Annotated in this window: 16 protein-coding genes; 10 read left to right on the top strand and 6 right to left on the bottom strand. The window is 75.9% G+C overall.

Annotated features, from left to right (window positions below; genetic code table 11):
• Positions 1 to 131: 131 nt before the first annotated feature.
• Positions 132 to 1,844, bottom strand: coding sequence for a BTAD domain-containing putative transcriptional regulator (locus ACIPW5_RS01425; protein WP_401238736.1), 1,713 nt, complete (start codon positions 1,842 to 1,844; stop codon positions 132 to 134).
• 507 nt (positions 1,845 to 2,351) lie between these two features.
• Positions 2,352 to 2,972, bottom strand: a complete 621-nt coding sequence (locus tag ACIPW5_RS01420; RefSeq protein ID WP_401238733.1) for an L-threonylcarbamoyladenylate synthase — start codon at positions 2,970 to 2,972, stop codon at positions 2,352 to 2,354.
• Between the two features lie 171 nt (positions 2,973 to 3,143).
• Between ACIPW5_RS01420 and ACIPW5_RS01415 the strand changes: the two genes are divergently transcribed.
• Genes ACIPW5_RS01415 through ACIPW5_RS01405 form a run of 3 tightly spaced genes read left to right on the top strand, consistent with a single transcriptional unit; the run spans position 3,144 to position 7,246 of the window.
• A complete protein-coding gene (locus ACIPW5_RS01415; protein ID WP_401238730.1) occupies positions 3,144 to 4,559 on the top strand; it encodes an Ig-like domain-containing protein in 1,416 nt (471 codons plus the stop codon).
• A gap of 3 nt (positions 4,560 to 4,562) precedes the next feature.
• A complete protein-coding gene (locus tag ACIPW5_RS01410) occupies positions 4,563 to 6,065 on the top strand; it encodes an MFS transporter (RefSeq protein ID WP_401238728.1) in 1,503 nt (500 codons plus the stop codon).
• The gene (locus ACIPW5_RS01405; RefSeq protein WP_401238725.1) at positions 6,062 to 7,246 is read left to right on the top strand and encodes an anhydro-N-acetylmuramic acid kinase; all 1,185 of its coding nucleotides are present in this window, start codon (positions 6,062 to 6,064) and stop codon (positions 7,244 to 7,246) included. The genes ACIPW5_RS01410 and ACIPW5_RS01405 overlap by 4 nt, the downstream gene beginning before the upstream one ends.
• Here ACIPW5_RS01405 and ACIPW5_RS01400 read toward each other — a convergent pair.
• Positions 7,164 to 7,793, bottom strand: coding sequence for a hypothetical protein (locus ACIPW5_RS01400; RefSeq protein ID WP_401238723.1), 630 nt, complete (start codon positions 7,791 to 7,793; stop codon positions 7,164 to 7,166). The two genes, ACIPW5_RS01405 and ACIPW5_RS01400, sit on opposite strands and share 83 nt — an antisense overlap.
• Positions 7,794 to 7,798: 5 nt before the next feature.
• Positions 7,799 to 8,947, bottom strand: a complete 1,149-nt coding sequence (locus ACIPW5_RS01395; RefSeq protein ID WP_401238720.1) for a hypothetical protein — start codon at positions 8,945 to 8,947, stop codon at positions 7,799 to 7,801.
• A 129-nt stretch (positions 8,948 to 9,076) separates the two neighbouring features.
• Between ACIPW5_RS01395 and ACIPW5_RS01390 the strand changes: the two genes are divergently transcribed.
• From ACIPW5_RS01390 to ACIPW5_RS01380, 3 genes are all read left to right on the top strand, one after another.
• Complete coding sequence (locus ACIPW5_RS01390; protein ID WP_401238718.1) at positions 9,077 to 9,745, top strand: response regulator; 669 nt, start codon at positions 9,077 to 9,079, stop codon at positions 9,743 to 9,745.
• Positions 9,746 to 9,844: 99 nt separating this feature from the next.
• The gene (locus ACIPW5_RS01385; protein WP_401238715.1) at positions 9,845 to 11,947 is read left to right on the top strand and encodes a sensor histidine kinase; all 2,103 of its coding nucleotides are present in this window, start codon (positions 9,845 to 9,847) and stop codon (positions 11,945 to 11,947) included.
• 48 nt (positions 11,948 to 11,995) lie between these two features.
• Complete coding sequence (locus ACIPW5_RS01380) at positions 11,996 to 12,250, top strand: hypothetical protein (RefSeq protein WP_401238712.1); 255 nt, start codon at positions 11,996 to 11,998, stop codon at positions 12,248 to 12,250.
• Positions 12,251 to 12,318: 68 nt separating this feature from the next.
• Here ACIPW5_RS01380 and ACIPW5_RS01375 read toward each other — a convergent pair whose 3' ends face one another.
• Both ACIPW5_RS01375 and ACIPW5_RS01370 read right to left on the bottom strand, forming a co-directional pair.
• Positions 12,319 to 14,226: a hypothetical protein gene (locus ACIPW5_RS01375; RefSeq protein ID WP_401238710.1), complete on the bottom strand. Its 1,908-nt coding sequence runs from the start codon at positions 14,224 to 14,226 to the stop codon at positions 12,319 to 12,321.
• Positions 14,227 to 14,385: 159 nt separating this feature from the next.
• Positions 14,386 to 15,495, bottom strand: coding sequence for an ADP-ribosylglycohydrolase family protein (locus ACIPW5_RS01370; protein ID WP_401238707.1), 1,110 nt, complete (start codon positions 15,493 to 15,495; stop codon positions 14,386 to 14,388).
• 198 nt (positions 15,496 to 15,693) lie between these two features.
• On the opposite strand from ACIPW5_RS01370, the gene ACIPW5_RS01365 reads away from it, so the two are divergent.
• The 4 genes from ACIPW5_RS01365 to ACIPW5_RS01350 all read left to right on the top strand — a co-directional run bounded on the left by ACIPW5_RS01365 (position 15,694) and on the right by ACIPW5_RS01350 (position 22,990).
• The gene (locus ACIPW5_RS01365; protein ID WP_401238704.1) at positions 15,694 to 17,169 is read left to right on the top strand and encodes a multicopper oxidase family protein; all 1,476 of its coding nucleotides are present in this window, start codon (positions 15,694 to 15,696) and stop codon (positions 17,167 to 17,169) included.
• Positions 17,170 to 17,311: 142 nt separating this feature from the next.
• Entirely contained in the window at positions 17,312 to 20,500 is a 3,189-nt protein-coding gene (locus ACIPW5_RS01360; protein WP_401238702.1) for an amidohydrolase family protein, read from the top strand.
• A gap of 73 nt (positions 20,501 to 20,573) precedes the next feature.
• Positions 20,574 to 22,091, top strand: a complete 1,518-nt coding sequence (locus ACIPW5_RS01355; RefSeq protein ID WP_401238699.1) for an alpha/beta hydrolase — start codon at positions 20,574 to 20,576, stop codon at positions 22,089 to 22,091.
• 92 nt (positions 22,092 to 22,183) lie between these two features.
• Positions 22,184 to 22,990 carry an MBL fold metallo-hydrolase gene (locus ACIPW5_RS01350; protein WP_401238697.1) on the top strand — a complete coding sequence of 269 codons (807 nt, stop codon included), beginning with the start codon at positions 22,184 to 22,186 and terminating at the stop codon, positions 22,988 to 22,990.
• Positions 22,991 to 23,065 lie beyond the last annotated feature (75 nt).

The raw sequence follows: 23,065 nt of genomic DNA, 5'->3' as shown, positions 1-23,065 counted from the left end.
CCCGGCGGATCCTGGGGCGTGTCGCGGCAACGTTCTGATAGCTGTCCAGGGACATGGAACACCTCTGATTGCGGTCTGGTGGGGACGAAGACGTGAGGTGGGAAATGTCGGGGAGGCGGGCGGGTCCCGTCTCAGCGGGGCAGGAGGGCCGCGGCGCCGGCCCGGCCCCGGGCCAGCCACCGCGCGTAGACGCGGAGGAAGGCGTGGACCCGGTAGGGCTCTCCGGGCGGTCCGTCCTCCAGCATCCCGGCCTCCACGAGCTGTTCGAGCACGCTCTCTTCCGCGACTGTGGCGGGACCGGAGCGGGACTCGAGCGAGCCCAGCCGCAGGAACGCCTCCCGCAGCTCGTGCGGGAGCGCGCCGACGGCCTGCCCGAGCACCTCGGGCACCGACAGCCGGGGGTCCTCGGCGAGGGCCAGGCGGCCCGGCGGGTCCTCGGCCAGCCAGGCCGCGCAGTCGGCGACGGAGAGCCCCGGCCGGGTCAGCAGCCGACCGGCGGCGATCCGCAGGGCGAGCGGGAAGTACCCGCACACGGACGCCAGTTCGCGGGCGGCGTGCTCCTCGCCGCCGATCCGACCGGCCCCGACGAGGCCGGTGAGCAGCGCGTGGGCCTCGGCGGGCGCGAGCACGTCGAGCCGGTGCACGAAGCCGCCGTGCGTGGCGACCGCCGCGGCCAGGGCGCGCCGGCTGGTCACCAGCACCGTGGCGCCGCCGGTCTCCGGCAGCAGCGGCAGCACCTGGCCGGCACCGGCCGCGTTGTCGAGGACCAGCAGCCGCCGGCCGCCGCCGCCCGGTCCGGGCAGCAGCTTGCGGGCCTCCTCGGGGTCGAGGGGGCACCCGTCGGGCCGGGCCAGGTCGACGGCGGACACCCCGCCCGGAAAGGCCTCCCGGACCTCGTACGCGCTCTGCTGCGCGAGCGCCGACTTGCCGATCCCGGGGGCTCCGGAGACGACCAGCAGCCGCGGTCCGCCGGTGTCGGTGAGGCGCAGCGCCAGGGCCCGCAGGTCCGTCGCGCGTCCGGCGAACCCGGGCACCGGCGGTGGCCCCGCGGGCTCGGGAGCACGGTCGCGGACGACGGCCGCGGGGCGCGGCGGGGCCGGGTCGAGCTCCTCGGGGCGAGCGGAAGGGCCCAGTTCCTCGGCCCGCAGGATCGCCAGCTCCAGGCGGCGCAGGCCCGGACCGGGGTCGACGCCGAGCTCCTCGCGCAGCCGCTCGCGCACGGTGCGGTACTCGGCGAGCGCCTCCGCCTGCCGGCCCGTGCGGTAGAGGGCCTCGACGAGCTGCTCGGTGAAGCGCTCGCGGACGGGCAGCCGGCGGGTGCCCTCGTACAGGTCGACGAGCACCTGATGGCAGTTCCCGGCGGCCAGTTCGAGGTCGCACACCCGCTCCAGGGCCCGCAGCCGCTCCTGTTCGAGGGAGGGCACCGCGTCCCGCTGGAGCATGCCCGAGGCCACGTTGGACAGGGGCTGGCCCTGCCAGAGGGAGAGGGCCTCGCGCAGCCGGTAGAGCTCCTCCGGGGTCCCGGCGGCGGCCCGCGCCTGCGCGGTCAGCAACCGGAACAGCGAGAGGTCGAGCGTCTCGGGGTCGTTGCGCATCCGGTATCCGCCCGGCACGGCCTCGATGGTGGTCGCGGATATGCCGTATTTCGCGAATAACCTGCGCAGCCGCAGCACACAGGTCTGGAGTGCGGCCCGTGCGGTCGCGGGAGGCTCCTCGTCCCATACGGCATGCAGCAGATAGCCGGTGGAAACCACGGCGCCGGGATGGAGCAGAAGGGCGGCGAGCAGGCTGGTCGGCTTGGACGGTTTGAGGACTACTGTCTCGGGGCCGTGCGCAATACTCAAGGGCCCCAAAAGCTGGAACCGCATTGGTGGTCCCCCGTGTCGGGTCACGTGTGTCGCAGATGAACGTGACGGGGGCGCGGCATTCTCGCGGACGGCCGTGACGGACACGCCTCCGGAAAAGTCCGGACCAGTGCCCGCGGCTGATCGCCGCTCCCCGTTGGGCGGTGAATAACTGGAACCCTACAGAACGGATCTTGTGAAAGTCGAGTTCGGATACGGATCAATTCCGGCGTACCCGGCCTTCTTCTCCTCTCCGTCACCCCGGGATTCCGCCGAGTTACCGTCGGTCCGTCAATTCTGTTCACAGCTAAACGAGTCTCGATGGATGTCCCGCTCGAGTATGAATGGAGGGCGCATTCCCGGCCGGGCCCCCGGTGGCCGGATCGAGTGCCGGAATGGCGAATTCCGGATCCGTGAACCGGAACCGGAATCCGTCTTCGGGGGAGGACCGCTCGAAGGGGGTTGCCCGGGGAGGGCCGCCCCCTGGGGGACGCTCGCGGGCGGGGGCTACTCGAAGCGCGCGGTGTCGCCCGCCCCGCGGCGCAGGATCTCCGCCCCGCCGCCGGAGAAGTCGATGACGGTGGTCGGCCGGGTACCGCAGTCCCCGGAGTCCACGACGGCGTCGACCACGTGGTCGAGCCGCTCCTTGATCTCCCAGCCCTGGGTCAGCGGCTCGTCCTCGTCCGGCAGCAGCAGGGTGCTGGAGACCAGCGGCTCGCCCAGCTCGGCGAGCAGGGCCTGGGTGACGAGGTGGTCCGGGATCCGGACCCCGACCGTCTTCTTCTTCGGGTGCAGCAGCTGGCGCGGCACCTCCGGGGTGGCCTTCAGGATGAAGGTGTAGGCGCCCGGGGTCGCGGCCTTGACGGCCCGGAACACGTCGTTGTCCACGTACACGAACTGCCCCAGCTGGGCGAAGTTCTGGCACACGAGGGTGAAGTGGTGCTTGTCGTCGAGGTTGCGGATCGACCGGATCCGCGCGAGGCCGTCGCGGTTGCCCAGCTGACAGCCCAGCGCGAAACAGGAATCCGTGGGGTACGCGATGAGCGCGCCGGAGCGGAGGGAGTCCACCACGCCGGTGAGGGTGCGCCGCTGGGGGTTCTCGGGGTGAACGTCGAAGTACTTCGCCATCCGCCGAGCGTACGGGACCGGACCGCCGCACTCCGCAGGTCGGGCCCCGTACTCCGTCCGGGTTCACTTGGGGTGCCCGTTCGGGCGCAGCGCCGAGTTTACGATCATCGTTTCGGCTTCCCGTCCTCTTTGATGCTGCCATCCGGCCGAGGGACAAAGGTGGAGGGCTGCGTGGCGAAGTCACGGACGAAGGCGTGGAGCGCGGTCGCCGCGGTGACGGGGGCCGCCGCGCTGGCCCTCGCCCACGTGCCCGGCCGCACGGCAGATGCGGCGGATCCCGCCGCCGCGGAGGCCGCGGTCACCCTGCTGGTCGGCCACGCCCTGGACGGCGGCCTGCGCGGGGACTCCGCCGTGTGGTGCGCCGCCGGGGCCCTGCGCGGGGGCAGCTGCGGCACCTGGCAGGAGCAGCGGGTGCTGGCCACCGCCCGGGGCGCCACCCTGCTGTGGGACCCGGCCCTCGGCGACGCCGGCGAACTCCCCACGGACGCGGGCGCCCCGCTGGAGATCGCCCTCGCCGGCGCGGAGGCCGGCCGTCTCACCGACGTCACCGTCACCGACGGGCACGGCCGCCACCTCGCGGGCGAACTCGGCGCGGACGGCGAGCGCTGGCGCAACACCGAACCGCTGCGCGCGGGGGAGGGCTACACCGTCCGCGTCGGCGCCCAGGACGGCCGCGGCGCCCTCGTCGGCGCCAGCCTGGCCTTCCGGACCGCGGAGCCCGACGCGCCCGCCGACGGCAGCCGGCTCACCGCCGACTTCGGCCCCCGCCCCGGCACGTACGGCGCCGGCGAGGTCGTCACCGCCGAACTCAGCGACCCCGTCCCCGCCGACGACCCCGACGCCCGCGCCCGCGTCGAGCAGGCCCTCCAGGTGACCTCGCAGCCCCGGGTCGAAGGGGCCTGGCACTGGGTCGACAGCTCGACCCTGCACTTCCGGCCCCGCACCTACTGGCCCGCCCACACCGTCGTCCGCGTCCGCAGCGGGCTCGACGGGGTCGACCTCGGCGAGCACGGCTACGGCGGCCCCTCCGAGTCCGTGGAGTTCACCGTCGCCGACCGCATCGAGGCCGTCACCGACTCCGCCGCCCACGAGATGACCGTACGCCGCAACGGACGCGTCATCAGGACCATCCCCGTCACCACCGGGAAGGCCGGCTTCCTGACCCGCAGCGGCATCAAGGTCGTCCTCGGCAAGGAGGCCAAGGTCCGCATGCGCGGCGACAGCGTCGGCATCAAGAAGGGCACCAAGGAGTTCTACGACCTCCCCGTCCTCTACGCGACCCGGGTCACCTGGAGCGGCGAGTACGTCCACGCCGCGCCCTGGTCCGTCGACGCGCAGGGCGAGGAGAACGTCAGCCACGGCTGCACCGGCATGTCCACCGCGGACGCCGCCTGGTTCTACGAGACCGTCCGCGAGGGCGACATCGTCGAGGTGGTCAACAGCGGCGGCGAGCGCATGGACCCCTTCGGCAACGGCATCGGCGACTGGAACATGGACTGGCGCACCTGGCTCTCGGGCAGCGCCCTGACCCGGGCCGCCGCCCACCGGCCCCCGGACACCCCCGCCCGCCTCGACCCGACCACCTGAGGCGTGTCCCCCCTCGCCCCGGCCCGCCCCGCGCGGCCCGCCGCCGGACCGCGCCGGGTGCTGCTCGCGGGCTCCGCCGGGAACTTCACCGAGTGGTACGAGTTCGGCGTCTACGGGGCCTTCGCCACGGTCATCGCCGACCGGTTCTTCACCCCCTCGGCGACGGCCGGGCCGGGCGGCGCCGGCCCGCTGGTCGCCACCTACGCCTCCTTCGCGGTGTCCTTCTTCTTCCGGCCCGCCGGAGCCCTCCTCTTCGGCCGCGTCGGCGACCGCGTCGGCCGCCGCCACGCCCTGGTCCTCGTCATCGCGCTGATGACCCTGGCCACCACCCTGATCGGCCTCCTCCCGACCCGGGACGCCATCGGCCCCGCCGCCCCCTGGCTGCTCACCCTGCTCCGGGTCCTGCAAGGCCTGTGCCTGGGCGGGGAGTTCGGCGGGGCCGTGGCGCTGATGACGGAATCGGCCCCGCCGGGCCGGCGGGGCCGCCACGGCGCCTGGCAGTCCTTCACCGTCGCCCTGGGCCTGCTGGCCGGCGCGGCCGTCGCCGCCCTTCTCGCCACGGTGCTGTCCCCGGCGGCCCTGCACGCCTGGGGCTGGCGAATTCCCTTCCTGCTGGCCCTGCCGCTCGGCCTGGCCGCGTACCGGCTCCGCACGGGCCTCCCCGACGACCCGGCCCGAGCCGCCGCGCCGACCCGCCCCCGGCCCCCCGATTCCGGCCCGGCCGGCCGCGTACCCCCGGGAGCCGCGCGTCCCGGCCGCGCCGCCCCGGCGGGAACCGCCCCCGCCCACACGGCCCCCATCGCCCCGGCCGCCACGGTCCGCACCGACCCTGCGGGAGCCGGGACCGCCCCGGCCGCCACGGTCCGCACCGACCCCGCCGGAGCCGGGACCGCCCCCGCACCCCCCGGAGGGAGCGGTCCCGGGCGGGCCGTCCTGCTCGGGGTCGCGCGGCTCATGGGCTGGTCCGCGGCCGGGTACACCTTCCTCGTGGTGCTGCCCTCCTACCTCCAGGCCACGCTCGGCGCCTCCTTCCAGGAGGCCCTGGCCGCGACCGCCCTCGCCAACCTCGGCTTCGCCGCCGCCATCCTGCCCGCCGGGATCCTCAGCGACCGGATCGGCCGCCGCCCCGTCATGCTCGCCGGAGCCCTCGGCGTCACCTTCCTCGCGCTCCCGCTGCTCCACCTCCTCCAGGACCCCGCCGCCGGCGCCCCCGCCCGGGCCGCCGCCGTCCTCGGCGCGGGCGCCACCGTCGGGCTCCTCGCCGGCCCGGGGCCCGCGATGCTCGCCGAGACGTTCCCCGCCCGGGTGCGCTGCACCGGGCTCGGACTGGCGTACGCCCTCACCGGCGCCGTGTTCTCCGGCTGCGCGGGCCTCCTCATCACCGCCGTGACCGCCGCCACCGGCGACCACGACGTCCCCGCCTACTACGCAGCCGGCACCTGCGCCCTCAGCGCCCTCGCCCTGGCCGGGCTGCGCGGCGACGACCACCGGAGGCCCCTGGAATGAGGGTGATCGGCCTGATGTCGGGCACCTCGTACGACGCCGTCGACGCGGCCGCCGCCCGGATCCTCCCGGAGGACGGCGGCGAGACCCTGCGGCTGGTCCCGCTCGGGATGCTCAGCGACCGCTACGGGGACGGCCTGCGCGAGGTCCTCGCGGCGGCCCTGCCGCCCGCGCGCACCACCCTGGCCGACGCCTGCCTCCTCGACACCCGGATCGGGCAGGCCTTCGCCGCCCTCGCGGTCCGCGCCGACCGCGAACTCTGCGCCGGCCGGGCCGCACTGATCGCCTCGCACGGCCAGACCGTCTACCACTGGGCCGAGGCCGGCCGGGTCCACGGCACCCTCCAGCTCGGCAGCCCCGCCTGGATCGCCGAAGCCACCGGGCGCCCCGTGGTCTCGGACTTCCGCCCCCGCGACGTCGCCGCAGGCGGCCAGGGCGCCCCGCTCGTCGCCCTCGTCGACCTGATGCTGCTGCGCGGCCGCCCCGGCACCCCCGCCGCCCTCAACATCGGCGGCATCGCCAACCTCACCGCCCTGCCCCGGTCCGGCCCGCCCCTGGCCTTCGACACCGGCCCCGGCAACGCCCTGATGGACGCCGCCGTGCGCGAACTCACCGGCGGCCGCCTCGGATACGACGAGGACGGCGCCCTCGCCGCCGCCGGCCGGGTCCACGAACCGCTCCTGCTGCGCCTGCTCACCGAGCCCTACTACCGGCTGCCCGCGCCCAAGACCACCGGCAAGGAGCTCTTCCACCACGGCCACCTGCGCGCCGCCCTCGACGGCTGCGCCGCCCTCCCGCCGCAGGACCTCCTCGCCACCCTCGCCCGGCTCACCGCCCGGACCGTCGCCGACGCCCTGCGCCCGCTGCGCGTCACCGAGGTCTTCGCCTCCGGCGGCGGCACCCGCAACCCGGCCCTGATGGCCATGCTCCGCGAGGAACTGCCCCCGCACACGGCCCTGCTGGACTCGGCCGTGCTGGGACTGCCCGCCGCCGCGAAGGAGGCGTACGCCTTCGCGGTCCTCGGCTGGCTGAGCCTGCACGGCCTGCCCGGCAACGCCCCCGGGTGCACCGGGGCCCGGGGGCCCCGGGTGCTCGGCTCCCTCACCCCGGGACACGCGCCGCTGCGGCTTCCGCCCGCGCCGTCCAGGGCGCCGGTACGGATCGTCGTGGGCCCGCCCCCGTGAGCACGGCCGGCCCCGCCCGGCGCGTGTACACGGCGGTGGTGCCGGGCGGCAGCGTCCGCACCCACTGCTCCGGCAGGTCCGGGAGCAGCGTGAGCAGGGCCGGGAGGGCCGAGGCGAAGCACAGCCGCCCCCGGTCGGGCTCCCAGTGGTAGTACAGCGGAGCGCCGCCCGCCCCCGCGGCGGCCAGGACCAGCACCGGCTCGGCGCGCGCGTCGACCACGGCGGCCGCGTACGCGCCCCCGAGGTGCGCCGTGAACCGCGCACCGTCCAGCTCGAAGGCGGAGCACGCCAGCGCCGCGTCGTTGCGGTCGGCGACCGGGAGGCCGCGCACCTCCAGCCGGGTGGCCAGGGCGAGCCGGCCTTCGATCCCGCCGTCGAGGACCGCGGCGATCCCGTGCTGCTCGTAGAGCCGGCCGGACGCGAGCGCCCACCCCTCACCGCGGCTCGGACGGATCCCGCCGCCGGGGCCGGGACGGAGCTGCGCTGCGGCGGCCCGCAGCCGGTGCGCCGGGAGTGCGGCGCCGAAGTGGCCGAGGAACGGGTACATGGTGATCACTTCCTTGTGAGCGTCCCGCCCGGGGCGGGGAGTGCGCCGTCCCGGAGGCCCGGGACGGAGGTCCGCGCGCGGTCCCGGTCCCGGTCCGGTACCGGGATCCGCCGGCCGGCGGGCACGAGTTCGGTGAGCGCGGCCTCCAGGTCGCCGGCGGCGACCGGGGTGAGCAGGGAGCCGTGGTGCGCGTACGGATCGCCCAGCCCGCGCAGCAGCACCATGCGGACCTCCTCCCGGCCCCCGGTCACGGCGGCCGCGAGCTCGCGCGGGCGGATCCCGCCGGGCAGGGTCCGGGCGGCGCCCGCGCGGGCCAGCAGGTCCTCGTGGGCTGCCGCGTCCGCCGGGCCCAGCAGGCCCCGGCGGCGGGCGACCGCGGCGGCGGCGCGCAGGCCCAGGGCGAGCGCGTCCCCGTACGGGAGACCGGGCCCGGCCAGGCCCCGCACCGCACGGGCGACGGGCTCCCCGTAGCGCAGGGCGGCGGCGGGCCCCCGTCCGAGCGGGTCGTGGGAGCAGAGCGCGGTCCTGGCCTCCAGGCAGAGGCAGACGTACGAGGCGAGGGTCTGCGGGTCGTACCCGCCGCCGGGCCGCAGCCGGGCGGCGACGCGCCCGGCCGACGCCGGCACGACGGCCAGCACGGTGCGCAGCAGCGGCCCCAGCCCGGCGCGCAGCCGGTGCGGCGGCAGCGTCGTGAGGTGCTCCAGGTCGATCCGGACCAGGGCGGGCGCCGTGATCCGGTCCCCGGGCCCCGCCGGCGACAGGGCCGTGTCGGTCATGGCCCGCAGGGTGGTGGGCACCCGGACCAGGGCCGGGCGGGTGCCGTCGGCGTACCGGGCCCGGTCGGCGGCTTCGATCACCCGGCTGCCGCCCAGGGCGACGGCGAGGGTGCCGTCCGGGACGACGAGGGGGCCGTCGCCGTCGGGCCACAGCACCCCGGCGGGTGCGGCCGCGCCCAGCAGGCGCAGGACCCGCGCCGCGTGCCCGCGCGGCAGCCCGGGGTCGGTGACCAGGGCGATCCGGTCGGGGGAGAGCTCCCCGAGGAGGCGGGGGAGTCCGTCCGGCGCACCGTCCCCGCAGCGGATCTGCACGGGGACGTGGACCGGGCCGGCGATCAGGGACCGGTCGATGCGGACGGAGGAGGGGTGTGCGGACATGCCGCCCACGATCCGGGCGCCCGCACCCCAGGGGCATGAGGCCCAGGCCCCCTCGCGGTCCCCGGCGTCCGGTCCCACCGCACGGCCCGGTCACTCAGAGCGACCGACGATGACTGCTAGTGTCGATCCGTGGACGAAGCAGACCGCCCCATCCCCCGGGTCTTGATCGTCGACGACCACCCCCTGTTCCGCGAGGGCCTTCGGGCCGCCCTGGAGAGCACCCGGGGCGCGGTGGTCGTCGCCGAGGCCGAGACCGGCGGCGAGGTCCCGGACGCGGTGGACCGGCACCGGCCGGACGTGGTCGTGATGGACCTGTCCCTCCCCGACGTCTCCGGGATCGAGGCCACCCGCCGCCTCGCCGGCACCCACCCCGGCCTGCCGGTCCTGATGCTCACCATGTCCGACGACGACGGCAGCCTGCTCGCCGCCCTCCAGGCGGGCGCCCGCGGCTACGTGGTCAAGGGCGCCGGCTCCGAGGAGGTGCTGCACGCCCTGCGCACGGTCGCGGCGGGCGGCGCCGTCTTCGGCTCCGAGATCGCCGCCCGCCTCTCGGAGCTCCTGGCCGGCGGCCGGCGGCGCGACGCCGGACAGCTCTTCCCCGCCCTGACCTCCCGCGAGGTGGAGGTGCTCGAACTGATCGCGCGGGGCCACGACAACCGGCGCATCGCCCGGGAACTGGTCCTGTCCGAGAAGACCGTCCGCAACCACGTCACCCACGTCTTCGAGAAGCTCCAGGTCACCTCCCGCGCGGAGGCCGTCGCCCGGGCCCGGGACGCGGGCCTGGGCGAGGACGGCTGACCCCGGACCGCCCGGAAACCGGGACACCCGCCCCATGCGCCCGGGACCGGGGGCGCACCAGGCTGGAAACCAACGCACCGAGCGGCCGGGGAGGCCGACATGCGCACAGCGAACCGGACCACCGCGAGCACGCCCCGGTCGGGGCCGGAGATGCTGCCCGCCTACGCCGTCTGCGTCCTGACCATGCTCTCCGCCATCACCTGGGGCATCGTCACCCTCACCCACATCGGCAACCCCGCCCTGCACACCGTCCGGCTCCACCTCGCCGCCGACCACGTGCTCGTCGGCCTCGGCATCGCCCTCACCGGCATGGTCTTCGCCGCCCGCCGCACGGCCCGGGTCCTCGGCCGGCTCATGCTCTGCTCGGGCTGCGCGCTCACCCTCGCCCAGGTGGTGCCGCAGACCGCCGTGGTGCACGGAGCGGGCCCGCGCGTGCTCACGGCCGTGTTCATCCTGGTGATGATCGCCTTCACCCTGATCAACGTCATCATCTACCCCATGCCGCTGTGGCTCCCCACCGGCCGCTTCCCCCGCTGGGGAGCGCCGTTCGTGGTCTTCACCGCCCTGTTCAGCGCCGCCCAGCAGTACTACGTCTTCACCCGTCCCGGCTTCGTCTACTACGGGGTCCACACCCCCATCTCCGGGCCCGGATGGGCCGGCCCCGAAAGCCTGCTGACGCCGTGGATGGACACCGCGGTCCGCTGGGTCCCGCCCTTCGTCGTGGGCATCGGCATCCTCGTCATGGCCGTCCGCTGGCCCCGCACCGCCAAGTCCGACCGCCCCTACGCGATCCTGGCGGTGCCCTACCTGCTGTGGATCACCGTCCTCGCCGTCAACCAGTACGGCGACCCGCCGATGGGCTTCGAGGTCGTCATCGTCTACCTCGCCGCCGCCTCCTGGCCGGCGACCGTGGGCTACGTCCACATCCGGGAGCGCACCTGGGCCCTGGACCGGGCGGGGCGGCGCATCCTGACCGCCTTCGTCCTCACCTTCGGCCTCTTCATGGCCTACGCGGGCGGCGCGTTCGTCCTCGACTACTTCGCGCCCGGCTCGCTGACCCCCGAGTCCGGGCTGATGGCCTGCCTCGCCCTGCTGGTCGGCGTGCTGCTGAGGCCCACGGCCCGCTGGGCCGCCCGGCTGGTCGACCGCTACTACTACGGCGAACGCGCCCAGCCCTACCAGGCGGTGCGCGCCCTCGCCGACCGCCTCAGCCACGCCCTCGACCCCGGGGACATGCCCCGCCTGCTGTGCGACACGGTCGTCCACACCCTCCGGCTGCCCGCCGCCCGGCTGGTGATCAGCACCCGGCACGGGGAACGCGAACTGGCCCGCCTGGGCAGCCCCGGAAGCGACGACGAGGCCTTCCCCCTCGTCCACCGGGACAACGCCATCGGCCACCTCTACGTCCCCCCGCGCGCGGGCGAACTCGCCCTCGACCAGCAGGACCGCGAGGCCGTGCGGATCCTGGCCGACCACAGCGCGCCCGCCATCGCCTCCCTCCAGCTCTACGAGGAACTCCAGACGAGCCGCGGACAGATCGTCCTGGCCCGCGAGGAGGAGCGGCGCCGGCTGCGCCACGACCTCCACGACGGCCTGGGCCCCGCCCTGTCCGGGCTGCGCCTCCAGGTCGACGCCGCACGCGCGGCCATACCGCCCGGCACCCGGGCCACGGACTCGCTGGCCGCCGTCTCCGAGGGCATCGGGCAGGCCATCGACGAACTGCGCCACATCACCGGCGGACTGGCCCCCGCCGCCCTGGACGGCGCCGACCTGCCCCGCGCCCTGCGCCAGCTCGCCGAGCACCTGGGCCGCACCCTGCGCATCACCGTCAGCCTGGCCCCCGAGCCGTTCCCGGGACTGCCGGCCGCGGTGGAGGTGGCCCTCTACCGGATCACGGCGGAGGCCCTGAACAACGTCGTCCGCCACGCGCGGGCCGGCCACGCCCACGCCGCGGTGGTGCTCACCCCCGAGGCGGTGACGGTCGAGGTCACCGACGACGGATCCGGCGTCCCCGCGGACGTGCCCGCCGACGCCGGGGTGGGGCTGCGCTCGATGGCCGAGCGCGCCGAGGAGCTGGGCGGCACCTTCGACCTGGTCAGCGGCGGGACCGGGACCCGGGTCAGGGCGGTGCTCCCGCGCCGGGCCGGGACCGGCACGGGACCTGGGGACCATGTGCCCGGGACAGGGGCCTCCGTACGTTGATGGTCCGAAGCCCGAACGGGCCCGGAAGAACCGAGAAGAGGAACCATCATGTACGCGAAGATCGTCAAGCTCGCTCCGGTGGCCCTGGTCACCGCCGGCCTGATCATGGCCGGTCCGGCCGCACTGGCCGCCCCGCAGCAGCAGTCCGACGTCGTGTCGGTGCTGGAGCACAAGACCAGTGGCAAGAAGGGGCCCTACCCGAGCAAGTCGTCCTGCGAGGCGGCCGGCAAGTCGGGCCACTACAAGAGCTACTACTGCAAGCAGCACGACCACAAGTGGTGGCTCTACTACACCACCAAGTGACCGGAGGACAGCCCCTCCGGCCGGGCCCGGGACACACGTCCCGGGCCCGGCGCACGTGCGCCCTCAGCTCACGCGCGCGGTACGGGCGGTGCCGCCAGGGGCGCGTCCCCCAGCTGGACGAGGGTCAGCAGGACCAGCGCGTCCGTCCAGGCCAGCGGCACGACGGCCTTCGGGAGGCCCTGCGCGTCCACCGTCTCGGGGAGTTCGCCGAGCGCGTTGCGCCGGGAGAGCACCCAGTCGAGCACCGCGCCGCCCTTGGCCCGCTCGCCCAGCGACGACCAGGCGAGCGCGAAGAACGAGGTGCTCGCCGTCCAGGTGATGTTCCCCCACCGGGTGCCGGGGTCACTGCCCGGCACCACACCGCCGTTGGGCCGCAGCAGCTCCCGGTAGGTGGTCTCCAGCGCCCCGGGCAGACCGGCCGGGGCCGCGTTGAACGGCGGCGCCATGAACGCCGCCGCGCTGTCCCGGCCGTGCAGTCCGTCCGCCGTCCGCTGGTAGCCGCCCGGCGCGAACCGCTTGGCGATGCCCCGCTCCAGCCGGCCCGCCGCCTCCGTCCAGCGCGCGGCCTCCTGCCGCCGCCCGAGCCCGGCGGCCAGGTCGGCGGCCGCCCGCAGCCCCGACAGCAGCGGGGCCGCCGTACCGATGTTGGCGGTGTCCGTGGGCAGTTCCCAGTAGTCGGGGGAGGCCGGCGGCAGCCCCTCCGCGTCCAGGGACGCCGCCGCGTGGTCGGCCGCCTTCAGGATCGCCGGGTACAGCACGCGCAGCCGCTCCTCCCGGTCCGCCGCGGGCGCCGTCCGGTACCACTGCCAGGTGGCCCAGGGCACCCAGCCGTTCGCGTCCAGCTGCCACCGCCGGTCGTCCGGCGGCCCCGAGCCGTCCAGCCGGGTACGGGCCTCCCAGGTCCCGTCGGGCCGCTGCGTCCGCGCGTTGTACAGCAGGATCCGGTACGCCTCCTCGTCGTGCCCCGTGTGCGCGAACGCGGCCGCCGCGAAGGCCGAGTCCCGCGGCCAGGAGAAGTCCCAGAACGGGTACCAGGCCGCCGCCAGCGCCCCGTTCGGCCGCAGCAGCGCCCGCATCGACAGCAGCGCCCGCTCCGCACCCTCGCGCCGGGCCCCCGCGGCACCCGGCACCCGGCCCCCGGCCAGCCAGCGCCGGGACTCTGCGATCTGCGCCAGCGCGCCCGCGTCCCCGGCCTCCACCACCCGGGACTTCTCCGCGCCCGCCGGCAGGTAGCGCCAGCGGCCCGACGGCAGCACCAGGACGTTGCTGCCCTCCACGTAGCGGGCGCCGACGGCGAAGGCCGGGTCGACGGCCTCCACCGCCCGCCCGTTGGAGAGCAGGCCCGCGGTCCGGGCCGGCTTCGCCGAGACCGGGACGTAGCAGGCCTCGGTCTCCCCGCACCGCTCGGACCCGGCCGGGTTCACGTAGAACGCCAGCCGGCCCGAGCCCGCCTGCCAGCCGCCCCGCGCCTGGTCGTACTGCGCCCCCGCCGGGGAGCCGGCCGCGGCCGTCCGCGTGCCGTGCCAGGTCACCGCCCCGGCCTCGGCCGTGGTGGCCTGGGCGAACAGGTAGTACCGGGCGCCGGGCCGCAGCGCCGCCGCCAGCGGCACCTCCACCCAGCCCGTGCCCGCACCGCCCAGGGCGGCCAGGTCCACGCTCGCCGAGGCGATCGCGGAGCCGGCGTCGTCCCGGGCGGTGCGCACCTGCACGGTCAGCCTGCCGGTCGCCGCCGCGCTGCCGATGAACAGCGAGACCCGCGACAGCCGGCCGTCGTCGGTGCTGAACTCCTGGGCCCCCGCCCGCCCGGCGCTCCCCGAACCCTTGATGCCGTACAGGGCCGTCTCGTGCCCCGCCTGGCCGTCGGAGGCGGACCGCCCGCCGGGGGAGGGGGGCCCGCTCGCGGCCACCGCCCCGTCCGCCGTCTGCAACAGCGTCGCCAGCAGGGCGGTGGCCAGCAGGACGGACCGTGTGCGCATCACGCATTGCCTCCACTGTGATGAACCGTCAAGAAGCCCGGCAGAGCGCGAACGCGGCGCCGGCCATCCAATATCCCCGGCCCCGGCGCCACCGGGGGACGTGACCGGCGCTGCCGCGCCGGACACCGCGCAGCACCGCCCGGACGGTCCAACGCCCCGTCACCAGCCGGGGTAACGGTCCAGCCAGTACGGGTCCCATCCCTCCTCGTGACCGCTGCCGCCCGGGGACTCGGAGAACTCCGACAGCAGGTCCCGCGCCAGGGTGTCCAGCACCCAGGCCAGCTCGTGCCGGCTCACCAGCTCCACCGGCAGGGCCCGCGCCCCGTGCGCCGCCCCCAGCAGCGCCCCCGCCACACAGCCCACCGCCTCCCCGTCGGGCGCCCCCGCCGCGAACCGCAGGGCCGCCTCCACCTGCCCGCGCCCCGGGAAGGAGACCGCCGCGTACACGCCCCCGAGCACCGCCGACCACGCCGTCTGGTCCGGCGCCAGCCGCGCCAGCAGCGCCGCGTCACCCGGCCGGGCGGTGGCCTCGTCCAGCGCCGCCGACAGCCGGCCCAGCTCCGCCGGGGGCATGCCGTCCACCCCGTGCAGCCCCGCGACCGCCGCCTCGGCGGCCTCCCGCAACGACTCCGCGACCAGACAGTGCCCGGCCAGCACCGTCGCGCACGCCGCCGCCCACTGCGCCCCGGCGTCCCCGTGGGTCAGCGCCGCCACCTCGCGCATCTGCCGGTTCCAGTACCGCGCGTACCGCGGGGAACGGGCCGAGCCGACGAAAGCCAGCGGCAGCGTCCGGCCCACGGCGTGCCAGCCCCGGCTGTTGGTCGCCGGCTGCTCCAGCGTGCCCTGTTCCAGGCCCGACAAGGCCGCCACCGTGGCCGGGGCGCTGCCGCGCCGCTCCGCCAGCGCCGGCACCCCGGTGAGCCACCCGTCCGGCCACGGGCGGCTGCCGAAGGCGGTCCACCGCCCGCGCACCCGCTCCCGTTCGACGCCCTGGAGGTGCGCCCAGCGGCAGTACGCGTGCCACAGCACCGACGGCGTGTGGCAGATCCCCTTCATGCTGCCGCGCACCGCGGCCCGCACGAGACCCTCCACCGTGAAGCAGGCCAGCTGGGTGCACACCCCCGCCCGCACGGTCCCCGCCGGCACCGGGCCGCCCCGGGCACCGCCCAGCGACTCCCCGAGCGCCAGCCCCAGCAGCAGCCCCCGGGTCCCCTCCAGCAACCGGCCGCTGCGTGCCAGCTCCTGCCGCTCCGTCAGTTCGTCCGTCATGCCGTTCCCCCTCGCTTCGAACACCAGCGGGCATCGTACGCAGGCCTTTCCGGGGCCGGATCCCCCCTGCTCCACAGCCGCACCAGCGCCGCACGACCGCGTTCGAACAGGCTCTCCCCGTCCAGCCGACCGCGCGCACCCGCGCGCGACCCACTCCACCCGGCACACCAGGCGTCGGGCCGCACCCACGGGGGAAATGTGATCACTCGACGGACCGCGCTCCGGGCAGGCGTCGCCGCCACCAGCATCGTCGGCACCGGTGGCATGCTGCTGCCCGTCGTGAACGCGGCCACGGCCGAGCCCGCGCGCAACGCCGCCGGCGCCGCCGAGCTCGACGCCGCCGGGATAACCAAGTTCCAGCAGAAGATGCCGGTGCCCCCGGTCCTGGAGCCCTACCGCACCACCAGCACCACCAGCTACTACCGCATGACCCTGAAGGAAGCCACCAAGGAGATCGTGCCGGGCCTCAGAACCCCGCTGCGCACCTTCAACGGCTCCTTCCCCGGCCCCGTCATCAAGGCCGAGTCGAACCGGCGCACGGTCATCAAGCAGACCAACTCCCTCGCCGTGCCCACCTCGATCCACCTCCACGGCGCCCACGTCCCGCAGGACAGCGACGGCGCCCCGATGGACCTGATCCCGGCCGGCGGCGGCACCAAGACGTACACGTACCCCAACACCCAGCCGCACGCGAACCTGTGGTTCCACGACCACGCCCACCACATGGAGTCGGAGAACGTCTTCCGCGGGATGACGGGCACCTACATCCTCACCGACGACATCGAGCGCCGGCTGCCGCTGCCCGCGGGCCAGTACGACGTGCCGATCGCGCTGCGCGACGCCCGTTTCCTGGAGAACGGCGAACTCGTCTACGCCATGGGCGACTTCATGAAGCGCAACGTCATCCTCGCCAACGGCAAGTCCTGGCCGTTCTTCGAGGTCGCGGCCCGCAAGTACCGCTTCCGCCTCACCAACACCTCCAACCAGCGCTTCTTCGACCTGAGCCTCGCCGACGACTCCGAGCTCGTCCAGATCGGCACCGACGGCGGCCTGCTCCCCGCCCCGCACCGCACGAACACCGTCTCGATCAGCCCCGGCGAGCGCGCCGACGTCGTCATCGACTTCTCCCGCTACCCCGTCGGCACCGTCATCGAGCTCCGCAACAAGGACATCGCCCCCTTCGAGTCCGCGGACGTCGTCGGCAAGGTGCTCCAGTTCCGCGTCACCCGCAAGGCGGCGGACCACAGCCGCGTCCCGGCCCGGCTGCGCACCCTGCCGCCGCTCGGCCCGGCCAGCGTCACCCGCGACTTCGACATGCGGATGGACGAGGCCCCCGGCGGCAGCGCGTACATCAACGGCAAGACGTACGACATGGACCGGATCGACACCGAGATCGCCTACGGTGCCACCGAGATCTGGACCGTGACGAACAACAACAAGATCGCCCCGCACAACTTCCACATGCACCTCGTGCAGTTCCGGGTGCTGGAGCGCAACGGCAAGCCCGTCACCTCGGGACCCGAGACCGGCCTGAAGGACACCGTGCCGCTCAAGCCGGGCGAGACCGTCAAGGTCCAGGCCACCTTCGACGGCTACCGCGGCACCTACGTCTACCACTGCCACCTGTTCGACCACGGCGCCATGGGCATGATGGCCAACATGCGCATCTCCTGACCCCCGCGCCCACCCCGCCCCGCCCCGGCGGCCCTGCCCGGCCGCCGGGGCGGACCCGCGCCCGTTGCCGAACCGGGCCCGTGATCGTTGGCCGCCCGACGGAGGGTCACCACGACGGACACGAGGCGGCGGCGGGATGCGGATGGGACGCAGGACGGTACTGCGGGCGGCTTCGGCCGGGGCACTGGGGGCACTCGCCGCGGCGGCCGAACCCCCGGCGGCCGCCGCCCGCCCGGCCGCCCCACGGCCGGACGGCCGGGCCGTGCTCCGCTTCACCCGGGCCACCAACGGCGCCGCCACCGCCACCGCCGACGGCCGGCGCGTCATCGCCGAGGTGCAGAACGTCCTCTGGTCGCTGCCCCCGGACGGCGCCCCCGCCACCCCGCTCACCCCGCCCGACCTGGAACCAGGCCGCCCGGTGTTCTCCCCGGACGGCCGCCGCGTCGCCATGAGCGCCTACCGCGGCGGCACCTTCCACATCTGGCTGATGCGCGCCGACGGCACCGGCCTGCGCCGCCTCACCGACGGCCCGTTCGACCACCGGGCGCCCGCCTGGTCCCCGGACGGCCGCACCCTCGCCTTCTGCTCCGAACGCGGCGGCGACCCCGTCGCCGGGAGCCCGTACCGCATCTGGACCGTCTCCCTCGCCGACGGCGGCCTGCGCCGCCTCACCGGGACACCGGGACAGGACGGACCCGGCCAGGACGGCCCCTGGGAGGACCTCGACCCGGTCTTCGCCCCCGACGGCCGCCGCGTCCTGTTCCTGCGCGCCACCCCCGTCGGCGAGACCCTCCCCGCCCGCACCCTCGCCTCCGTCGCCGCCGACGGCAGCGGACCCGTACGGACCGAACACACCGTCGCCGAAGGCAGCCTGCTGGCCCCCGCCCTCTCCCCGGCCGGCCGCACCGCCTGGCTGTCCGCCGCCCCCGGACCCCGCCGGGCCGAGAAGCTCACCCTCCACGCCGACGGCCGCCCCGTCCCCCTCGACGGCGACCTCGCCCCCGCACCCCCGCGCTGGATCGGCGACGACCGCCTGCTGATCACCCTCGACGGCAGGTTCCGGGTGATCCGCCCGCACCGCGACGGCCCCGCCCGCGACATCCCCCTCGACGCCACCCTCGAAGTGCCCCGGCCCCGCTACCGGGTCAAGGAGTACGACCTCGAAGCCGACCGGCCCCGCCCCGTACGCGGCATCCACCTGCCCGCCCTCTCGCCCGACGCCCGCACCGTCGCCTTCGCCGCGCTCGGCGCCCTGTGGACCGCACCCGTCGCGGGCGGAGCCCCGCAGCGGATCCTCCAGGCCCCCGACACCGCCTACGTCCAGGGCCCGGTGTGGACCCCCGACGGGCGCGCCCTGCTCTACACCGACGACCGCGACGGGCTGAACACCGTACGCCGCCGCGACCTCGCCGACGGCCGCGACAGCACGCTCACCCCGCCCGGCCGGGTCTACGGCTCCCTCTCCCCGGACGGCACCCGCCTCGCCGCCCTCGACCTCGCCGGGCGGCTGATCGTCCGCGACCTCGCCTCCGCCACCGACACCCCGCTCGCCACGGCCCTCGGCGGCGGGGGCCTCCCCAGCCCGCCCAGCTGGTCGCCCGACGGCCGCCACCTCGCCCTCTGCGACCGCAACCGGCTCAGCCGCCGCTTCCGCGAGGGCTACAACCTCATCCGGATCGTCGACACCGCCACCGGCGCCGCCCGCCTGCACGCCCTCGCCCCGCACACCTCCCTCTCCGACCGCTACGCCTCCGGCCCCGTCTGGTCCCCCGACGGCCGCCACCTGGCCTGCGTCGCCGAATCCGCCCTCTGGCTGCTGCCCGTCACCCCCGACGGCACCCCCGCGGGCCCCGCCCGCCGCCTCACCGACGAACCCGCCGACCACCCCTCCTGGTCCGCCGACTCCCGCACCCTGCTCTACCAGTCCAACGCCCGGCTGCGCCTGCTCTCCCTGCGCCCCGACGGCAGCCCGGACGGCGCCCCCCGCACCGTCCCCGTCGCCCTGTCCTACCGCCGCCCCGAACCCGTCGACACCGTCGTCCACGCCGGACTGCTGTGGGACGCCACCGGATCCCCGCCCCGCGCCGACGTCGACCTGCTCATCAGCGGCGGCCGGATCAACGCCGTCGAACGGCACCGCCCGCGCCGCCGCGCCGCCCGCACCGTCGACGCCTCCCACGGCACCGTCCTGCCGGGCCTGTGGGACGCGCACGTCCACCCGTACCCCTACACCTACGGAGCCCGGCAGGGCGCCCTGCACCTGGCCTACGGCATCACCACCGCCGTCTCCCTCGGCGGCTCCGCCTACGAACAGGCCCGCCTGCGCGAGGACATCCGCGCCGGCCGCCTCGCCGCGCCCCGGCTGCTGGCCGGCGGCGAACTCCTCGACGGCTCCCGCGTCGCCTACAGCATGGGCCGCGCCCACCGCACCCGTGCCGGACTCGCCCGCTCCCTGGCCCGCGCCGAAGCCCTGGACTGGGACTTCGTCAAGACCTACGTCCGCGCCCCCCACTCCTTCATGGAGGAGGCCGCCCGCTTCGCCCACGAGGTGCTCGGCGTCCGCTCCGGCTCCCACCTGTGCGCCCCCGGCATCCAGGCCGGCCAGGACCTGACCACCCATCTGGTCGCCACCGAACGCGCCGAGTACGGCCACGGCGCGACCCCCGCCGGCCACACCTTCCAGGACACCCTGGAGATCTACACCCGCGGCGGCTTCGACCTCGTCGCCACCCCCTTCACCGCCCTGCCCCTGATCGGCGCCGACCCCACCCTCGCCGCCGACCGCCGGGTCACCGCCATGATGCCGCCCTGGGACGCGGCCGCCCTCAAAGCCGCTGCCGCCCAGCCGCCCACCCCCGACCAGGACACCGCCCTCGCCCGCGAAGTCGCCGTCTACCGGGCCGTCCTCGCCGGCGGCGGCCGCCTCGCCCTCGGCACCGATGCCCCGCTCACCCCCGTCGGCCTCCACCTCCACCTCGCCCTGCGCGCCCTCCACCGGTACGGCCTGTCACCCGCCGAAGCCCTCACCACCGCCACCCGCACCCCCGCCCGCGTCTACGGCGCCGACGCGCACCTCGGCACGGCCGAGGCGGGCAAGCTCGCCGACCTCACCCTCGTCGACGGCGACCCCTTCACCGACTTCGCCGACCTGGTCCGCGTACGGGCCGTGCTGCGCGCCGGCACCCCGTACGAACGCGCCGCCCTGGAAGCCGCCTACCCCGACCCCGCCGACCCGGCCCCGGCCCAGGCCCAGGCCTGGCGGCCGGTACTGCGCCAGCTGCACCGGGACTCCTGCTGCACCGCCCACCGGGTCGACGGGCGCTTCCTGTAGGGGGGTTACCCCCACCATCCGGCGGCCGGTCCGCCGGATGGGCCGGCGGGGCCGGCTGAACCAGGCTTGCCCCATGACGAATTCCGGGAACAAGGCCCTCCTCCTCGCCCTCTCCGCCGTGACCGCCGCCACCGCGCTCACCGCAACCGGCCTCCCCGCGCAGGCGGCCGCCGGCACCCCCCGCGCCGAGGTGCCCGCCCTCGCCTGGCAGCCCTGCGCCAAGCCGGGCGGCCCCGCCGCCCAGGAGTGCGCCGACCTTCCCGTCCCCCTCGACTACGACGACCCCGCGGGCCCGCAGATCAAGGTGGCCGTCTCCCGCATCCGCAGCGACCGCCCCGAGGCCCGCCGCGGCACCCTCGTCGTCATCCCCGGCGGCCCGGGCGGCTCCGGCGTACAGCGCCTGACGCAGAAGGGCGAGGCCCTGCGGCAGCAGCTCGGCGGCGCCTACGACCTCGTCGCCTTCGACCCCCGCGGCGTCGGCGGCTCCACCACCGCGAGCTGCGGACTCGCCCCCGAGGACCGCTACCTCACCGCCCTGCGCTCCTGGCCCGCCCCCGACGGGGACGTCACCGAGAACCTCGCCCGCGCCCGCCGCACCGCCGAGGCCTGCGCCCGCAACGGCGGACCCGTGCTGCGCAGCTTCACCACCGCCAACCAGGTCCGCGACATGGACCGCCTCCGCGCCGCGCTCGGCGAGCGCAAGCTCTCCGCCTGGGGAGTCTCCTACGGCACCTACGTCGGCGCCGTCTACGCGCAGACCTACCCCGGGCGCACCGACCGCTGGGTCCTCGACAGCAGCGGCGACCCCGACCCCAAGCGGGTCGCCCGGGGCTGGCTCGCGAACATGGCCCAGGGCTCCGACGACCGGTTCCCCGACTTCGCCGCCTGGGCCGCCCACCCCGACCGCGACCGGGACGGCCTGCGCCTCGCGCAGCGCCCCGAGGACGTCGAACCCCTGCTGCTCTCGCTGTTCGCCTCCCTGGACCGCACACCCCGCCCCTCCACCACCCCCGGCGTGCCCCTGACCGGCAACGGCCTGCGCCAGGCCCTGCAGAACACCCTCTACAGCGACTCCGCCTTCCCCGCCTTCGCCCGGCTCGCCGCCGCCCTGCGGGACCCGTCCCACACGCCCGCCCTGCCGCCGGAGCTCGCCCGCCCGCTGCGCGACGAGGACGCCGCCCAGCTCGTCGCGGTCCTGTGCAACGACGTGGCCTGGCCCGGCGGTTCGCAGGCCGACCGGCAGCGCGCCGTGGACGAGGACCGGGCCCGGCACCCGCTGACCGCCGGCATGCCGGTCAACGTGCTCCCGTGCTCCTTCTGGAAGGACGCCCCCGCGGACAAGCCGACCAAGATCACCAACCACGGTCCCGCCGGCATCCTGATGGTCCAGAGCCGCCGCGACCCCTCCACCCCCCACTCCAAGAGCCTCAAGATGCGCGAGGCCCTCGGCGACCGGGCCGTCCTCGTCACCGTCGAGCAGGGCGGCCACGGCGTCTACCTCGGCAACGGCAACGCCTGCGGCGACCGCACGGTCACCCGCTTCCTCACCACCGGCGTGCGCCCCGCCCGCGACACGAGCTGCGCGAACTGAGCACCGGGACCGCGCGGCGCGCGGGCCCACCCGTACGGCGCGACGATGGAACGTACAGCCCCCTCCTCTCCCACAGGGCCGTGGAGGCCGTCATGAGCACGCACCAAGCGGGGCCCGACACCACCGTCCTCGCCGACTGCCTGGAAGTCCCCGGAATCGGCTTCGTCCCCGTCAACGCCTTCGTCCTGCACGCCGCGGAACCCGTCGTCGTCGACACCGGCCTGGGCCTGCCCGACCGGGACTTCCTCGCCACCCTCGCCGAGGTGATCGACCCGGCCGACGTGCGCTGGATCTGGCTGACACACCCCGACCGCGACCACACCGGCGGCCTCTTCGCCCTCCTGGAGGCGGCCCCCCGGGCCCGGGTGATCACCACCTTCCTCGGGGTCGGGGAGATGTCCACCGAGTGCCCGCTGCCCCTGGACCGGGTGTACCTGCTCAACCCGGGACAGAGCCTGTCCGTCGGTGACCGCACCCTGCACGCCTTCCGGCCGCCGCTCTTCGACAACCCCGCCACCGTCGGCTTCTTCGACGACCGCACCGGCACCTGCTTCAGCTCCGACTGCTTCGGTGCCCCGCTGCCCACCCCGGACCTCGCCACCTGCCCCGACGCCGCCGAGGTGGACGCCGAGGACCTCAAGGCCGCCCAGCTCCTGTGGGCGAGCGTGGACAGCCCCTGGGCCCAGACCGCCGACCCCGACCGCTTCCTCGCCACCGCGGACCCGCTGCGCTCCGCCGCCCCCGGCACCGTCCTGTCCACCCACCTGCCCCCGGCGTACGGCATGACCCCCCGCCTCCTCGACACCCTCACCGCGGTCCCGGGCCTCACCCCCTTCACCGGACCCGACCAGGCCGCCCTGGAACAGATGCTCGCCGCCTTCGCTCCGGGCCCGCACTAGCGGAGGCCGTGGAGGCCGAACCGCCTCCGTACGGGGGCAGGGGAGGACGGTTCCCGCGCGTCACCCCACCGGGCG

This window comes from Streptomyces sp. NPDC090077, assembly GCF_044747545.1.
Lineage (GTDB): Bacteria > Actinomycetota > Actinomycetes > Streptomycetales > Streptomycetaceae > Streptomyces.
Note: the sequence above shows the minus strand (reverse complement) of the source record. Positions and strands in the feature narration are given on the sequence as shown.

Excerpts from the sequence above, each read along its gene's own strand:
- ACIPW5_RS01370 (WP_401238707.1), bottom strand. The coding sequence starts at position 15,495 with ATGACGGACGAACTGACGGAGCGGCAGGAGCTGGCACGCAGCGGCCGG.
- ACIPW5_RS01400 (WP_401238723.1), bottom strand. The coding sequence starts at position 7,793 with ATGTACCCGTTCCTCGGCCACTTCGGCGCCGCACTCCCGGCGCACCGG.
- ACIPW5_RS01360 (WP_401238702.1), top strand. The coding sequence starts at position 17,312 with ATGGGACGCAGGACGGTACTGCGGGCGGCTTCGGCCGGGGCACTGGGG.
- ACIPW5_RS01350 (WP_401238697.1), top strand. The coding sequence starts at position 22,184 with ATGAGCACGCACCAAGCGGGGCCCGACACCACCGTCCTCGCCGACTGC.
- ACIPW5_RS01395 (WP_401238720.1), bottom strand. The coding sequence starts at position 8,947 with ATGTCCGCACACCCCTCCTCCGTCCGCATCGACCGGTCCCTGATCGCC.
- ACIPW5_RS01375 (WP_401238710.1), bottom strand. The coding sequence starts at position 14,226 with ATGCGCACACGGTCCGTCCTGCTGGCCACCGCCCTGCTGGCGACGCTG.
- ACIPW5_RS01405 (WP_401238725.1), top strand. The coding sequence starts at position 6,062 with ATGAGGGTGATCGGCCTGATGTCGGGCACCTCGTACGACGCCGTCGAC.
- ACIPW5_RS01385 (WP_401238715.1), top strand. The coding sequence starts at position 9,845 with ATGCGCACAGCGAACCGGACCACCGCGAGCACGCCCCGGTCGGGGCCG.
- ACIPW5_RS01355 (WP_401238699.1), top strand. The coding sequence starts at position 20,574 with ATGACGAATTCCGGGAACAAGGCCCTCCTCCTCGCCCTCTCCGCCGTG.
- ACIPW5_RS01380 (WP_401238712.1), top strand. The coding sequence starts at position 11,996 with ATGTACGCGAAGATCGTCAAGCTCGCTCCGGTGGCCCTGGTCACCGCC.
- ACIPW5_RS01420 (WP_401238733.1), bottom strand. The coding sequence starts at position 2,972 with ATGGCGAAGTACTTCGACGTTCACCCCGAGAACCCCCAGCGGCGCACC.